Origin of the sequence: Acuticoccus sp. MNP-M23 (genome assembly GCF_031195445.1) — a bacterium.
Lineage (GTDB): Bacteria > Pseudomonadota > Alphaproteobacteria > Rhizobiales > Amorphaceae > Acuticoccus.
This window is the reverse complement of record NZ_CP133480.1, coordinates 2212268-2226868: the sequence shown is the minus strand read 5'-3', so window position 1 is coordinate 2226868 and position 14601 is coordinate 2212268. Positions and strand designations below refer to the sequence as shown.

Sequence of the window (14601 nt, the reverse complement as noted above, 5' to 3'; positions counted from 1 at the left end):
CTCAGAGGCCGAGCGCAAGCTCCCGCGCCACCGTTTCCAGACGGTGGCGCACGAAGGGTGCAAACGAGCGCCAGACGTGGATCTCGAACCGGTCCGCCGCCTGGCGCCACACGATCACATCGACCCCGGCATAAAGCGTGCGCACCGCAGTGCCGGGCGCAAACCGCCGCAAGTCGCGCGGGCATCCGGCGGCCACCGCGTCCATCACGCCGGACCCGGACAGCGCAAACGCCACCTCCCGGTCCGAAATGTCGATCACCGCGCAGCCGGGTGCTGCCGGCGCTGCGGCTTCGCCGGCGCCGATGAGCATCCACTCATCCGGCCCCAGGCAGAACACGGTGTAGCCTTCCGCTTCGCCGACTTCTCCAATGCGCCGGGGCAGCGGCAATGTGCCGGCACAGGAGGCAGGCTCCGCCGTGCGTAGGCTGAACCGCGTTCCGGCCGGCAGATCATGAATGGCAACGGGCAATACGCGATCAAGCATCGAGCCGCACTCCCTCGGGATCATAGAACACCGGGCCCACCACGCGGACATCGCTGATGGTGTCGCACGTCATCACCGACAGCGTGCTGCCGATGCGGGCGCGGCCATCCGCCACCACCGCCAGGGCGATCGACCGCCCCAGCGCATCGCTGAAATAGGCCGACGTCACGTGCCCGATCATCGGCAGCGGCAGTGGCGCAAACGGGTCCGTCACCACCTGCGCGCCCTCCTCCAGCACCTTCGCCGGATCCTCGGTCAGCAAGCCCACCATCTGTAGCCGTCCGGGCGCGATCATGTCGGGCCGGGTGAGCGCGCGCATGCCCACGAAGTCGGCCTTCTTGCGGCCGAGCGCCCAGCCAAGGCCCGCATCGTCCGGCGTCACCGTGCCATCGGTATCCTGACCGATGATGATGTAGCCCTTTTCGGCGCGCATCACGTGCATCGCCTCGGTCCCGTAGGGCGTGATGGCGAAGGGAGCGCCCGCCGCCATCAGCGCGTCCCACAACGCAAGGCCATGGCGGGCCGGCACGTTCACCTCAAAGCCAAGCTCGCCGGTAAAGCTCATCCGGCACAGCCGGGCGGCAATTCCGGCCACCTTGCACTCGGTGACCGCCATGTGCGGGAAGGCCGCGGCCGAAATGTCGGCGCCGGACACCAGCGGTGCAAGCACCTTGCGCGCGTTGGGTCCGTTAAGGGCGATGGTCGCGTACTGCTCGGTCGTGGAGGTGAGAAACACGTCGAGGTCCGGCCATTCGGTCTGCCGGTAATCTTCCATGGTGGCGAGGACCCTTGCCGCCCCGCCGGTGGTGGTGGTCACATGGAAGCGATCCTCCGCAAGGCGGGCGATCACGCCATCGTCGCGGATGAAGCCGTCCTCGCCGAGCAGGAGGGCGTACCGACAACGGCCGGGCGCCAGCTTCAGCAGCGGGTTGGTGTAGAGCCTGTTGAGGAACTCCGCCGCATCGCGGCCCACAACCTCGATCTTGCCCAGCGTCGACGCATCGAAGATGCCGAGCGAGGCGCGGGTGGCCACGCATTCCCGCCGCACCGCCGCGTCCATGCTTTCGTCGCCGCGCGGGAAATAGCGCGCCCGCCGCCACTGGGCGACCGGCTCGAATACCGCACCAGCGGAGACCGTCCACGGGTCGATCACCGTCTTGCGAATCACCTCGAAGCCTTCGCCCCGGTGGTAGCCGGCAATGGTGCCGAAAGTGGTTGGCGTATAGGGCGGGCGGAAGGTGGTGAGCCCCACCTCCGGCGGGGCCTTGCCCAGCGCGTCGGCCGCAATCAGCAGCGCATTGATGTTGCTGGACTTGCCCTGATCCGTCGCCATCCCGTTGGTGGTATAGCGCTTGACATGCTCGATGGAGCGCATCCCCTCCTTCACCGCAAGACGGATGTCCTTGGCCGTCACGTCGTTCTGAAAGTCGGTGAAGGCCTTGCGGCCCGGCCCGGCGGGCGGCACGGCCATCCCGTCCCCCGCACGATCGTTCTCCACCTGGAACGCAGGCGGCTTGGCGGCAAAGCCCTCCCCCGCCGCCGCATCGGCGCCGGCCCGTGCGCCATCCGCCAAAGCCGCCGCCATGCCCCAGACGCCATTGCCGGCGCCCGCCACATGACACGCCTCGTTGGTGGCCGCCGGCAGGAAGGCCGCACCATCCCACCGCAAACTGCCCTTGGTGTGGGAGAACAGATGCACCGACGGCGTCCAGCCGCCGCCCATCAGCAGCGCATCGCATTCAAGGGTCCGCGACCCGTTCGGCGTCTTGAACGTGGCGCTGGCAACCCGGAGCCGGCCCGCGGTCGCCACCGGCATGGCGCCTTGCAGCGTTTCGATCCCGCGCACGCTGGCCGCCTCCAGCAGCAACGGGTCCACAGCTTCGCGCATGTCGGCCACAGCCGCGACTGTGATGCCGGCATCGGCAAGGTCGAATGCTGTCTGCCACACGCTGTCGTGGCAGCCTGTCAGCACCACCGTGCGCCCCACCGCCACGCCGAACACGTGGAGATAGCGCAGCGCAGCGCTGGCCAGCATCACGCCCGGCCGGTCGTTGCCGCCGAACACCAGCGGGCGTTCCAGCGCGCCTTGCGCCAGCACCACCTTGCCCGCGCGCACCCGCCACAGCCGCTCACGCGGTGCGCCTTCGGGCGGCGTTGCGAGGTGGTCGGTCAACCGCTCGGCGCAGGTCACCATGTTCTGGTGATCGTAGCCGATGGCGGTGGTTCGCGTCAGCACGGACACGTTGGGCAGGGCCGTCAGCGACGCCGCCATCGCAGCCACCGCATCGGCGCCGGTCAGCCCGTCCACCCGAATGGCGGGCTCCACCAGAAGGGCGCCGCCAAGGGCTCCGTGTTCGTCCACCACCACAACGTCCGCCCCGGCGCGGCCGGCGGCCAGCGCGGCGGCAATCCCGGCAGGCCCGCCACCGACCACCAGCACATCGCAGTGGCGGTATCGGGCGGCGTAGGTATCCGGATCCGGCACATCGGGCGCGGTGCCGAGCCCGGCCGCCCGGCGGATCATGGGTTCGTACAGCGCATTCCAGAAACCGCGCGGCCACATGAAGGTCTTGTAGTAGAAGCCGGCCGGAATGAGCCGTGCCATCCGGTCGTTCACGGCGCCCATGTCGAACGACAGGGACGGCCAGCGGTTCTGGCTCGTCACTTCCAGCCCGTCATAAACTTCCTGCATGGTGGCGCGGGTGTTGGGCTCGGCCCGGCCCGGCCCCCGCGACGTGCCCACCAGCGCGTTGGGCTCCTCGGAGCCTGCCGACAGCACCCCGCGCGGGCGGTGATACTTGAACGAGCGCCCCATCAGGTGGATGCCGTTTGCCAGCAGCGCGGAGGCGACCGTGTCGCCCTCCAGCGCGTCGATGGCCCGCCCGTCGAAGGTGAAGCGGACCGGCCGTGCCCCGCTCACCTGCCCGCGGCCGGCAACGCGCATCGGCGCCACGGTCGCCTCGGCCGAAGGCATCTGCAGGGCCAGCGCACCGGCGACCGCGCTCACGACTGCCCCTCCTTGAGCGCGGCGAGGTCAGGCTTTGGCGAACCGGCCGGATAGGTGGTGAGGAAGCGGTCGGTCACGGTGTCCCGCACGGCGTTGAAATAGCGCGCGCAGCCGTGGGTGTGCCGCCACCGCTCGAAATGCGGCCCGCGCGGGTTGGCGCGGATGAACAGAAAGTCCCGCCATGCTTCGTCGCTGGCCTCGGCGGGTCTCGCCGGGCGGACAATGTGCGCCTCGCCGGCATAGGTGAACTCCACCTCCGGCAGCGCTTCGGCGCAATGAGGGCAATGGATCAGAAGCATCGCGGCCCCGCACTCTTGAGAGGATGAAACCTGAGAAAACCGCCGCGCATCAGTGAGCGACCGCGGCGGCGGCGGCCTCGTCGATCAGGCGCCCGGTGGTGAACCGCTCCAGCGTGAACGGTGCGTTGATGGGGTGCGGCTCGTCCCGCGCCACGGTGTGGGCCAGAACGTGCGCAGCCCCCGGCGTTGCCTTGAAGCCGCCCGTCCCCCACCCGCAGTTGACGTAGAGCCCCGGCACCGGCGTCTTGCCCAAAATGGCCGAACGGTCCGGCGTCACGTCCACGATGCCGCCCCAGGACCGCAGCATCCGCATGCGCGAGAACACCGGAAACATCTCGCAGATGGCGGCAAGCGTGTGCTCGATCATCGGAAAGCCGCCGCGCTGGGAGTAGCTGGTGTACTGGTCGGTGCCCGAACCGATCACCAGTTCGCCCTTGTTGGACTGGCTGATGTAGGCGTGAACCGCGTTCGACATCACGACGCACGGCATGCACGGCTTCACCGGCTCGGACACCAGCGCCTGCAGGGGAAAGCTCTCCAGCGGCATCCGCACGCCAGCCGTCGCCATCACCACCGACGTGTGGCCCGCGGCCGAGACCGCCACCTTGCCCGCCCCGATGAAGCCCCTGGCCGTCTCCACGCCGGTGACATGCCCGTCCGGCCCGCGGCGGATTGCGAGAACCGGGCAGTTCTGGATGATGTCCACGCCGCGCGCCGCTGCACCGCGCGCATAACCCCAGGCGACCGCATCGTGCCGCGCGGTGCCGGCGCGCGACTGCAACGCTGCGCCCAGCACCGGGTAGCGGGCATCGGGCGCGATGTTCAGCGGCGGGCAGATCGCCTTCGCCTCTTCGGCCGTGATCCACCGGTTGTCGACGCCATTCAGGCGGTTGGAATTGATGTGCCGCTTGGCGCTCTGCACGTCGTGCACGTTGTGGGCGAGCATCATCACGCCGCGCCGGGAGAACATGACGTTGTAGTTCAGCTCCTGGCTGAGGCCCTCCCACAGGTCGAGGGCATGGTCGTAAAGGCGCGCGCTCTCGTCATAAAGGTAGTTGGAGCGGATGATGGTGGTGTTGCGGCCGGTGTTGCCGCCCCCCAGCCAGCCCTTGTCGATCACCGCAACGTTGGTGATCCCGTGTTCTTTGGCAAGATAATAGGCGGCGCCCAGCCCGTGCGCGCCAGCGCCGACGATCACCACATCGTAGTGCGCCTTCGGTTCCGGCGAAGTCCACTGGGCGCCCCAGTCGTCACGCCCGGTGAACGCGTTCTTGAGGAGGGCAAGCGCAGAATAACGGGCCATGGCGCGCCTCGGCAATGAGGGATGGGCACAGGGCAAGGTTGCGCCCGATCGCGGCTTGCGTACAGAATGGATGCGTCACCAATGCGGAATGATTGCGACCGATGGAACACAGCGCAGCCCGCCCGCTCCGCCGCGCGCCCCCGCCCCGCGCCAACCTCACCATCGGGTTCATTCTGGCCGAGCGGTTCACCCTGTGTGCGTTCGCCAATTTTGTGGATGTGCTGCGGCTGGCCGCCGACGAGGGCGACCGCTCCCGCCCGATCCGCTGCCGGTGGGAGGTCCTGTCGGCCAATGGCGAGCCGGTCCGCTCCAGCTGCGGCGTTTCGGTGCAGCCGGGCGCGGTGCTCGGCAACCCGGCCGCGTTCGATTATCTGGTGGTCATCGGCGGGCTGATCGACGAGGCGAGCGGGCTCAACCCGCGCCTTGTGGCCTTCCTCCAGCGCGCGGCCACAGCCGGGGTGCCGCTGGTCGGCGTGTGCACCGGCGCATTCGCGCTGCACCGTGCCGGGCTGATGGCCGGTTATCGCTGCTGCGTCTCATGGTTCCACCGCGCCGATTTTCTGGACGAGTTCGAAGGCCTTGCGCCGGTGTCCGACCAGATCTTCGTGGTGGACCGGGACCGGATCACCTGTTCCGGCGGCGCAAGCTCCGCCCATCTTGCGGCCTACCTCGTGGCCAAGCACCTGTCGCCGGCGGCCGCGCGCAAGAGCCTCAACATCATGATCATCGACGAGCCGCTGGCGCCGGAACGGCCGCAGCCGGGCGCCGGCGTGGACCAGACCGCCCGCGACCCCATCGTGCGCCGCGCCCTCGCAATGCAGCGCGAGGCGCTGCCGGGCACGCTGACGGTGGAGCGGCTGGCCAGCCGGCTGGGGATCGGCCGCCGCCAGCTGGAGCGGCGGTTTCGTGCCGCCACCGGCGCCTCGCCCGGAGAAACGGCCCGGATGGTTCGCCTCACAGAGGCCCGCCGCCTCCTGCGCGAGACCGAAAAATCGGTGACGGCCATTGCCGCGGAGGCCGGGTTCAGTGACGTGTCCCACCTCATCCGCACCTTCCGGACGGCCGAGGGGGTTACGCCGGAGGTGTGGCGCCAATTTGGCTGAGCCGCCTGCGCGGCGTTCAGTCCGTGTTGTCGGGCAGCCATCGTCTGCGCAAAAGGCGCAGGATTGCGAACACGCCCACCGCAACGAACGGCGCCATCAGGCCCAGGGCAATGGTTTCGCTGACAGGGATAATACCGAGGTCGATCAATGCCTTGGCGGGGTAGCGCAGGATGCCGAGGAGGTAGTAGCTGATCGCGATGACCGAGAGGCTCTCGACCGCTTCCGACAAGATGAGCTGGCGATACTGCCGCTCGTTCATGGAAGACAGGATCTCCTGGTTGCCGCGGTCGAGCGAGACATCCACCCGCGCCCGCAACAGGCTGAGCGCGCGCTCCACCGAGGCTGACAGTTCACTCTGCCGCTGCTCGGATGACACGATGGTGCGCACCGCAGGCGCGAGCCGCGTGCGCAGGAAGCCGGTCAGCGTCGACCGCTCGCCCATTTTCGCTTCGCCCAACGAATCGAGGCGCTCCTCTACCAGCGTGGCGTAGGCGCGGGAGGCGGAAAACCGGTAGCGGGTGCGCGCCCGCATCGCCTCGGTCTTGGCAGACAGGGTCTGGATCTTGTCCAGAATGGCCTGATCGTGCCCGGTCCCCTCCGTCAGCGCGGTGGTGATCTCGGCAAGCTCGCCCTCCAGCATCGACAGTTCGGCCGAAATCCGGCGCGCCATCGGCAGGCCGATCAGCGCCATCGTGCGGTAGGTTTCGGCCTCCAGCACGCGCTGCACCCGCCGGCCGAGCTGCGCCCTGCCCACATCGCCCACGGCAAACTGGACGTCGATGTAACCGTCGCCATTGGGGCGGAAGCTGGACGACACCTCAATTTCGCCGCGCAGGCAGCCGCCAATGTCCAGCGGGGAATAGGGCGGCGCCGGCTTTTCGACCACAAAGGCGCGCAGCGCGACCAGAAGGGTAAGCCCCTCGGGCCGCATGGCCCGGAGCCGCCGCAACGGCGCCTCGCCCGCATCGGCCCCCTCGCCGGAAAGCACGGTGAGCGCCACAAACTCGGTATGGCGTTCGAACTTGATGGTGAGCGGACCGACGACGCGCATCACATGGCGCGCAAACCCGTCCTGTGCCTCGCCGAACGCGGCAACGTGGATTGCATCGACGGCGGTTTCGTCTGCCGTGCCGAATGCCAGCGAATAGACCACCGACGGCGTGTCGATGGGCATGGACGGGCGGGCGTGGGCTTCGCTGATGGCGGCCGCCCGGTCCGGATGGGGGCGAAAGGCGGACAGCACGGGCGGCGAGGCGCTGTTGATCTCTTCGGCGGGCCAGTCGGCATCACCGGCAGGGGCGTGGACCATTCTCGCGCTCCTGTGCCAGCCGGCCGTTGGGTTCTGGCGCGGCGGCGGCTTTCATCGGGCAGGCTGCGGTCTCTTATAGCGCGTCTGGCGAAAACCGACACCCGGTCTTGTGCAAATGCGCCAGCGTCAGAGCCGAAGGAGGAGAAGGCTTTCGCGCGCCCCGGCTTCGATGGGCTGGCGGCCCGCCCAGCTTGCGCCGAACGCCCCCGCCATGGCGTTCACCACATAGGCGCTTGCAAACACCAGCGCGGCTCCGGTGAGAAGCGGCGCCACCGCATTTTGCTCGTTGTATGCGGTGAAGGGCCAGGCCGCGGGGTAGGGCGACGGCAGGAAGATGTCGTGAAAGCCGACGATCACCCCCGCCGGCAGCGCCGGGATCACCTGGTTGAGGATGATGTCGACGTCGGTTCCGGGCATCAGAACGTGGCTGGAATCCACAAACAGAAGGTCGCCCGCGTCCAGTGCCGCAAACGGCTCCAGCCCCGTGTCCTGAAGGGTGGCGCGGTGAAGGGTCAGCGGCAGATCGCCAATATCGGCCCGTGGTTGGGGGTCGATTGCGGTGATTTCGGTCTCGAGGCCACCGTCGCGCACCGCGCGCAGGAGAAAGCGCGTGGAGTGGCCGGACCCCACCTCGATGATCCGCCGCGGCGCCAGCGTCCGCACGGCGGTATAAAGCGCGGCAGCATCGAGCCGGGGAAACCAGGTCTGGTTGAAGCGAGGCTCCGGCGGGGGACCCTTGATGGCGGCAAGATCGTCCGCAAACCCGTCGATCGCGTCGAGATGCGCCAGGAAGGCGGGTTCCGCCGCACGAAATTTCGCGGCAAGCGCCGTGAATGGACGGTCCGCCCACCCCGCTGCGGACGCGGCGCCGCGCATGGGGATGAAAAAACCCTTCTGGCGCAAACCCAGAACCGTTTGAAGGCCGAACGAAACCGTCCTGCGCTGCGCACGCGAAAACATCGCCACTCCTTTTGGGGCTTCAGGCCGAACAAGCCGCATCATCTTAGGCAAGGTCGGGCCTGAATGAAACGCCGTGTCCAAACGAACACGCCGCCCGATGGGCGGCGTGTGATCGTTCATGCGGCGCTGCTGGCGATCAGGCCGGTGCGGCGAGCGCCTCGGCCGGCCGCTCCAGATCGCGCGATGCCTTGACCACCGCCTTTTGCACCTTCTCGAAGGCGCGCACCTCAATCTGGCGCACGCGCTCGCGGCTGACGCTGAATTCTTCCGACAGCGCTTCCAGCGTCATCGGATCTTCGGCGAGGCGGCGCATCTCGAAGATGCGCTTTTCGCGGTCGTTCAGGACGTCCATCGCCTCGCGCAGCAGCAGGCGGCGGTTGTCCAGCTCCTCGTTTTCGGCAAGGACCTCTTCCTGGTTGGTGCTCTCGTCCACCAGCCAGTCCTGCCATTCACCCGAATCGGCCTCCTGGCGGATCGGCGAGTTGAGCGACGAATCGCCCGACAGCCGCCGGTTCATGGAGATCACGTCCGATTCCGGAACGCTGAGCTTCTGCGCGATGGTTGCGACCTGATCGGGCCGCAGATCGCCCTCTTCCAGCGCCTGGATCGAGCTTTTCACCTTGCGCAGGTTGAAGAACAGCCGCTTCTGGTTGGCCGTGGTGCCAAGCTTCACGAGGCTCCAGGAGCGCAGGATATACTCCTGGATCGCCGCCTTGATCCACCACATGGCGTAGGTGGCAAGGCGGAAACCCTTTTCCGGGTCGAACCGCTTCACCGCCTGCATCAGGCCGACATTGCCTTCCGAGATCACCTCGGCAATGGGCAGCCCGTAGCCGCGATAGCCCATGGCAATCTTCGCGACGAGGCGCAGGTGGCTGGTGACAAGCCGATGGGCCGAACTGGAATCGTCATGCTCAAGGTACGCCTTGGCGAGCATGTACTCTTCCTGCGGCTGCAGCATGGGAAACTTGCGAATTTCATCGAGATAGCGGGACAGCCCCGCTTCACCCGATGCAATTGCCGGCAAGGATTGGGCCATTGAACCCTCCTTTCATCAAACGCGCCCCTCACAACGAGGCGGCACGAAACGCGGTCCGAAGCACCGCTGACCGCTCAATGTGGTGATCGCTTTACGGATCGCAACCTAAAGCGCCGCGGCTGACCGGCAAATGAACGCCGCGCCTATCAGACATGACAAACGGGTAAGGCGACGCGCGACCATAGGGAACAGGAGATCCCGCAAGGCTCTATTGCGCGCGAAGGGCTGCGACCAGTGCGGCAAGGTCGGCCGGGAGGGGCGCGTCGAACTTCATCACCTCGCCGGTGACGGGGTGCGCAAAGCCCAGGTGGCTGGCGTGGAGCGCCTGCCTTGCCAGCGCCACCACCGCGGCGCGGGCCGCCTCCGGCAAGCGGTTGGCCTTGGTGGCAAAGCCCATCGCGTAGAGTTGGTCGGCCACCAGCGGCGCGCCGATGGCCGCCATGTGCACGCGGATCTGGTGCGTGCGCCCGGTCTCCAGGTTGCACTCCACCAGACTGGCCTCGGGCAAAGCCTCGCGGGTGCGGTAGTGGGTGATGGCCTCCTTGCCGTCCGGGCGCACGGCAAAGCGCTGACGGTCCGACGGGTGGCGCCCCAGCGGTTTGTTGACGGTCCCGTCCAGCGGGTGGGGCGCGCCCCACACCACCGCGGTGTACCGGCGGGTGAGCGGCCCGGTCCGGCCATGGTCGGCAAACTGGGCCGACAAGCCCTTGTGGGCCGCATCGCTCTTCGCAACCACCAGAACGCCGGACGTGTCCTTGTCGAGCCGGTGGACAATGCCGGGCCGCATGACCCCGCCAATGCCGGACAGGGTGTCGCCGCAGTGAAAGAGGAGCGCGTTGACGAGGGTGCCATCGTGGTGGCCCGCCGCCGGATGCACCACCAGCCCCGCCGGCTTGTTGAGCACGATCAGCGCGTCATCCTCGAACAGGATATCGAGGGGAATGTCCTGCGGGGTGGGCTCGGCGGGCTCGGGCGGCGGCTCCACAACGTCGAACCGATCGCCGATCGCGACCTTTTGGGAGGGATCCGTGAGCGGTGCGCCGTTGAGTTCCACGGCGCCAGCCCGTATCAGCGCCTGAATGCGCGTGCGCGACAGCGCTTCCACCTGACTGGCAAGCGCGGCGTCCGCGCGCCCTGATTTTTCGGCGATAACCTGCATGGAGCCACTGTGAGCGAGAACGAGGACGAAGGCGAGCTGGATCCGGCCATGGAGCGCGTGCGCCGCAAGCTCGTGCGGCTGCTCATCGTCTCCTCCAGCATCATGATCCTGGGTTTCGCCGCTGTGGTGGCGGGGATCTTCTACCGCGTGTCGGAGATGGACAGCGGACCGGCTGCGGCGGTTGCGCTCGAATTCGGCACGGCGGACCTCATCGCGGTCAGCGCAGGGGACGACCAGATCGTCCTCACCATCGGCGGCGCCAACCCGCGGATCGAAGTCCGCAGCGTGCCCGAGGGCACGGTGCTGGGGCTGTTCACCCTCCGCCCCGACGCGGCCGGCCGCGCGGGGCAGTAGGGCAAGGCGGGTCGGTTAGACCGTCACGCCGTTCTGGCTGACGACAACGCGCGCCCGGCTCGGCACGCGCTCGTAAAGGTCGATCACGTCGGTGTTGAGCATGCGGATGCAGCCGGACGACATGGCCTGTCCGATGGACGCCGGGTTGTTGGTGCCATGCAGGCGGTACAGCGTATCGCGGCCACCGCGGTAAAGGTAGAGTGCGCGCGCGCCGAGCGGATTGGACGGGCCGCCTTCCATGCCGCCGGCCCACTCGCGCAGCTCGGGCTCGCGCCGGATCATGCTGGCCGGGGGGGTCCAGGTCGGCCATCTTGCCTTGCGGCCGATATAGGCCTCGCCGCCCCAGGCAAAGCCCGCGCGCCCCACACCGATGCCGTAGCGGATCGCAACGTCATCGTCCTGAATGAGGTAGAGGTGCTTGTTGGCAACGTCCACCACCAGGGTGCCGGGCTTGTAGCGGCCGGTGTGGTTGACGTACTGGCGGTGCAGATTTGTCGGGATCTTCTTCATGTTGACGCGCGGAACCTGGAAAGGCTCCTTCTCCGGCGTCCCCAGCTGCGGTACAGGCTTGTAGCCGAGCGTAGCCTGCTGAAACGAGCCCTCGGGCGCGCAACCCGCGACGGCGGCAGCGGCCGCTCCGGCACCGAGGACGCAGAACGCCCGCCGGCTCATACGATGGTCAAATCGCGACATTGTGTTGTTGATCCCTCGAAACGCGGCACGCACGGCGACCGCGTGCCGGATGCACTGTGAATATTTTCGACATAACACCCGAATCGGACAACAGTGGCAGCCGGATCAAGGGTTCGTGAACGGTCCCATGCATTGTCATCTGCCCCGTGTGCCCTGAATATCACGGCAACCTGCCCCGGACTGCGTTCCCGCGCCGTATTGCTTCAATGCTGAGCGATGAAGTCGACATTTTGCGCATGCGCGTGCGAGCGCCACCCGCCAGCGCAGGGACCGACTAGAGCAGGGTCCCCTGCGCGTCGTCCACCTTGCGCGAGCGGCGCACCGGCTTGGGCGCGGACTTGGCCAGCTGCGGCCGGCCGCCTGCCTCGACCACGTTGACCCGGCCGTCGGCAAATTCCAGCTCCAGCGCCTCGCCGGTGGCCACATCGGCCGCCGCCCGCACCGGCGCATTGTCGCCGCGGCGCACCAGCGCAAAGCCGCGTTTCAGCACCGCTGCGTAGGAGACCGCTGACAGAAGCTTCTGCGCGGCGTTCCAGCGCCCTCTGGCGGCGGCGACGCCGGTTTCCATCGCCCGGTCCCGCCGGACCAGAAGACGCGAAAGAGCGGCCTGCTCGTCCCGCACGCGACGCGCCACAAGAGCCGGCGCATGGCGGCCGGCAAGGCGCACCGCATCCCCCCGCGCGGCCGTGAGCTGCGCACCAACGGCGCGGGACAGCCGCCCGCTGGTGGCGGCAAGTCGCTCGCCCGCACGCGCAACGGGGTAGCGCGCCGTCTGCGGCGAAAGACGTGCGGCAGTGGCCGTGTAACGCTGCCGGGCGATGGCGGCGGAGCGCACGAGGGCGCCTGCCAGCCGGTCGGACACCATGTCGAGGCGCTGGCGGGGGGCCTCCAGCACCGCGCCGCCGGCCGGCAGCGCCCGTGCCATCAGCCTCAGCGCACTGCGGCGGCGCTCCACCAGGCCAGCCAGCGCAATGTCGAGCCGCCGCGCCCGGTCGCCAAGGGTGGCCAGGCACTCGGCGCGCACCGGCACGGCGCGCTCGGCAGCGCCCGTGGGGGTCGGCGCCCGGTGGTCGGCCACATGGTCGATCAGTGTCCAGTCAGTCTCGTGGCCCACCGCGGAAATCACGGGTATTGGCGAGGCGGCCACGGCGCGCACCAGCACCTCGTCGTTGAAGCCCCAGAGATCCTCGATGCTGCCGCCGCCGCGCGCGACGATGATCACGTCCGGCCGCGGCCCGCCATAGGTGGCAAAGCCTTCGACGGCAGCCGCAACCTCGGCACCGGAGGTCTCGCCCTGCACACGGACGGGCCAGACGACCACGCGGCTGGGGAAACGATCCGCCACCCGGTGCAGAATATCGCGGATCACGGCGCCGGTGGGTGAGGTGACGACGCCGATCACGGGGGGCAGCGAGGGCAGCGGGCGCTTGCGTGCTTCGTCGAACAGGCCTTCGGCGGCCAGCTTCTGGCGCCGCTCCTCCAGGAGCTTCATCAGCGCGCCGAGGCCTGCGGGCTCCAGCTGCTCCACGACGATCTGGTAGTTGGATTTTTTCGGGAATGTGGTCATCCGCCCCGAAGCGATGACCTCCATGCCCTCTTCCGGCTTCACGCCGAGCTTGGACCACGCGCCGCGCCAGACCACCGCGTCGATGCTGGCGTCGGCATCCTTCAGCGAAAAATACGCATGGCCGGACGAGTGTCGGCCGCGAAAGCTGCCGATCTCGCCGCGCACCCGCACATAGCCGAAATTGTCCTCCACCGTGCGGCGAACCGAACGGGCGAGTTCCGACACGGAAAATTCGGGCGCGTTGCTGCCCCGCGCCGAGGCGCCGTCGTCGTTGTCCAGAAGCGGGGTGTCAGGCTGGCTCATGCTGCATCATGATAGGGCGTCCCGCCGCGAACCGAAACCGCCCTCGTGCGGCCCCGCCCCTTTGGCCACGGCTTTCGCAATGCCTTGCGTATCACTTGCGGCCATCACGCAGAACGTGCCGGTAGAGCCTCGTCAGCGCACGCGAGGTGGTCGCGCCGGGGTATCCCCGCGCCCTCGGTCCTCTCCGGCGCGTTTGCCCTCTTTACGTTGCCTGCATGCTGGACCATCTCGCCTCAGCTGCTATGTGTCCAATCCCCGCCAACGAATGAACCGCGCCGACCATGCGTGAGCCCACTGAAATTCGACTGTTCGTCGACGCCGAGTTGCCCGGCCGTATCGGGCTGACCGGCAAGCAGGTCAATTATCTGCGCAATGTGCTCAGGCTGGGCGTTGGCGCGCGCTTTTCCGTGTTCAACGGCAGGCAGGGCGCTTGGCTCGCCGAAATCATCGAAATGACCAAGAATGGCGGCGTCGCGGGCACCACCGCGCTGGTTCGGGCACAGACCCCCGCGCCGCAGCTGGTCTACGCGTTCGCACCGCTCAAGCAGGCGCGGCTCGACTATATGGTGGAAAAGGCGGCGGAGGCTGGCGCCGGGCACCTCCAGCCGGTGCTGACGCAGCACTGCCAGGTCCGCAAGATCAACCGCGAGCGGTTGCGCGCCAACATTATAGAGGCGTGCGAGCAGTGCGGCATCCTCACGGTGCCGACCATTGCCGATCCCGTGCCACTCACAAGCTTTCTGGGCAATGTGGGCGACCATACGCTGGTGGTGGCCGATGAGGCGCTGGCGGGCGAGCCCATCGACCCCGTTGCGGCAATTCGCGCCGCCGCGCCGCCGCTTGCCGTGCTGATCGGCCCCGAGGGCGGGTTCTCCGAGCAGGAGCGGGCGCTGCTGGCGCCGCGTGCGGTTCGTGTCTCGCTCGGGCCCCGCGTTCTGCGCGCCGATACCGCCGCCGTGGCGCTTCTGGCGCTGGTGGAAGCGGCTCACCCATCCGTGTCATGACACATATCGTTGCATGC

The 14601-nt window shown here is 68.2% G+C and carries 13 protein-coding genes; 3 read left to right on the top strand and 10 right to left on the bottom strand.

Annotated elements, in window-relative coordinates; genetic code table 11:
• Position 1: 1 nt before the first annotated feature.
• Genes RDV64_RS10395 through RDV64_RS10380 form a run of 4 tightly spaced genes read right to left on the bottom strand, consistent with a single transcriptional unit; the run spans position 2 to position 5093 of the window.
• Positions 2-484, bottom strand: coding sequence for a sarcosine oxidase subunit gamma (locus tag RDV64_RS10395; RefSeq protein ID WP_309199180.1), 483 nt, complete (start codon positions 482-484; stop codon positions 2-4).
• Complete coding sequence (locus tag RDV64_RS10390; protein ID WP_375143825.1) at positions 477-3428, bottom strand: sarcosine oxidase subunit alpha family protein; 2952 nt, start codon at positions 3426-3428, stop codon at positions 477-479. The genes RDV64_RS10395 and RDV64_RS10390 overlap by 8 nt, the downstream gene beginning before the upstream one ends.
• A 59-nt stretch (positions 3429-3487) precedes the next feature.
• Positions 3488-3790 carry a sarcosine oxidase subunit delta gene (locus RDV64_RS10385; protein ID WP_309199179.1) on the bottom strand — a complete coding sequence of 101 codons (303 nt, stop codon included), beginning with the start codon at positions 3788-3790 and terminating at the stop codon, positions 3488-3490.
• Between the two features lie 49 nt (positions 3791-3839).
• On the bottom strand, positions 3840-5093 hold the full coding sequence (locus RDV64_RS10380) for a sarcosine oxidase subunit beta family protein (RefSeq protein ID WP_309199178.1): 1254 nt from the start codon (positions 5091-5093) through the stop codon (positions 3840-3842).
• Between the two features lie 101 nt (positions 5094-5194).
• Here RDV64_RS10380 and RDV64_RS10375 point away from each other — a divergent pair, with 101 nt between their 5' ends.
• Positions 5195-6196, top strand: coding sequence for a GlxA family transcriptional regulator (locus tag RDV64_RS10375; RefSeq protein WP_309199177.1), 1002 nt, complete (start codon positions 5195-5197; stop codon positions 6194-6196).
• A gap of 16 nt (positions 6197-6212) precedes the next feature.
• Here RDV64_RS10375 and RDV64_RS10370 read toward each other — a convergent pair whose 3' ends face one another.
• From RDV64_RS10370 to RDV64_RS10355, 4 genes are all read right to left on the bottom strand, one after another.
• Positions 6213-7505: a DUF3422 domain-containing protein gene (locus tag RDV64_RS10370; protein ID WP_309199176.1), complete on the bottom strand. Its 1293-nt coding sequence runs from the start codon at positions 7503-7505 to the stop codon at positions 6213-6215.
• A 126-nt stretch (positions 7506-7631) separates the two neighbouring features.
• Positions 7632-8465, bottom strand: coding sequence for a class I SAM-dependent methyltransferase (locus RDV64_RS10365; RefSeq protein WP_309199175.1), 834 nt, complete (start codon positions 8463-8465; stop codon positions 7632-7634).
• 136 nt (positions 8466-8601) lie between these two features.
• Positions 8602-9504, bottom strand: a complete 903-nt coding sequence (gene rpoH, locus RDV64_RS10360; protein ID WP_309199174.1) for an RNA polymerase sigma factor RpoH — start codon at positions 9502-9504, stop codon at positions 8602-8604.
• Between the two features lie 208 nt (positions 9505-9712).
• A complete protein-coding gene (locus RDV64_RS10355) occupies positions 9713-10663 on the bottom strand; it encodes an RluA family pseudouridine synthase (RefSeq protein ID WP_309199173.1) in 951 nt (316 codons plus the stop codon).
• Between the two features lie 9 nt (positions 10664-10672).
• On the opposite strand from RDV64_RS10355, the gene RDV64_RS10350 reads away from it, so the two are divergent.
• Positions 10673-11017 (top strand): hypothetical protein, encoded by a 345-nt coding sequence (locus RDV64_RS10350; protein WP_309199172.1) that lies wholly within the window; start codon positions 10673-10675, stop codon positions 11015-11017.
• 15 nt (positions 11018-11032) lie between these two features.
• Here the strand turns inward: RDV64_RS10350 and RDV64_RS10345 are convergent, their stop codons facing one another.
• Entirely contained in the window at positions 11033-11689 is a 657-nt protein-coding gene (locus tag RDV64_RS10345) for a L,D-transpeptidase (protein WP_309199171.1), read from the bottom strand.
• Between the two features lie 295 nt (positions 11690-11984).
• Positions 11985-13580: an exodeoxyribonuclease VII large subunit gene (gene xseA, locus RDV64_RS10340; protein ID WP_309199170.1), complete on the bottom strand. Its 1596-nt coding sequence runs from the start codon at positions 13578-13580 to the stop codon at positions 11985-11987.
• A 281-nt stretch (positions 13581-13861) separates the two neighbouring features.
• Between xseA and RDV64_RS10335 the strand changes: the two genes are divergently transcribed.
• Positions 13862-14584, top strand: coding sequence for a 16S rRNA (uracil(1498)-N(3))-methyltransferase (locus RDV64_RS10335; RefSeq protein WP_309199169.1), 723 nt, complete (start codon positions 13862-13864; stop codon positions 14582-14584).
• Positions 14585-14601: the final 17 nt, after the last annotated feature.

Coding starts and splice junctions, on each gene's coding strand:
- RDV64_RS10335 (WP_309199169.1), top strand. CDS start 13,862: ATGCGTGAGCCCACTGAAATTCGACTGTTCGTCGACGCCGAGTTGCCC.
- RDV64_RS10385 (WP_309199179.1), bottom strand. CDS start 3,790: ATGCTTCTGATCCATTGCCCTCATTGCGCCGAAGCGCTGCCGGAGGTG.
- RDV64_RS10375 (WP_309199177.1), top strand. CDS start 5,195: ATGGAACACAGCGCAGCCCGCCCGCTCCGCCGCGCGCCCCCGCCCCGC.
- rpoH (WP_309199174.1), bottom strand. CDS start 9,504: ATGGCCCAATCCTTGCCGGCAATTGCATCGGGTGAAGCGGGGCTGTCC.
- RDV64_RS10355 (WP_309199173.1), bottom strand. CDS start 10,663: ATGCAGGTTATCGCCGAAAAATCAGGGCGCGCGGACGCCGCGCTTGCC.
- RDV64_RS10380 (WP_309199178.1), bottom strand. CDS start 5,093: ATGGCCCGTTATTCTGCGCTTGCCCTCCTCAAGAACGCGTTCACCGGG.
- RDV64_RS10370 (WP_309199176.1), bottom strand. CDS start 7,505: ATGGTCCACGCCCCTGCCGGTGATGCCGACTGGCCCGCCGAAGAGATC.
- RDV64_RS10395 (WP_309199180.1), bottom strand. CDS start 484: ATGCTTGATCGCGTATTGCCCGTTGCCATTCATGATCTGCCGGCCGGA.
- RDV64_RS10365 (WP_309199175.1), bottom strand. CDS start 8,465: ATGTTTTCGCGTGCGCAGCGCAGGACGGTTTCGTTCGGCCTTCAAACG.
- RDV64_RS10345 (WP_309199171.1), bottom strand. CDS start 11,689: ATGAGCCGGCGGGCGTTCTGCGTCCTCGGTGCCGGAGCGGCCGCTGCC.
- RDV64_RS10390 (WP_375143825.1), bottom strand. CDS start 3,428: ATGCGCGTTGCCGGCCGCGGGCAGGTGAGCGGGGCACGGCCGGTCCGC.
- xseA (WP_309199170.1), bottom strand. CDS start 13,580: ATGAGCCAGCCTGACACCCCGCTTCTGGACAACGACGACGGCGCCTCG.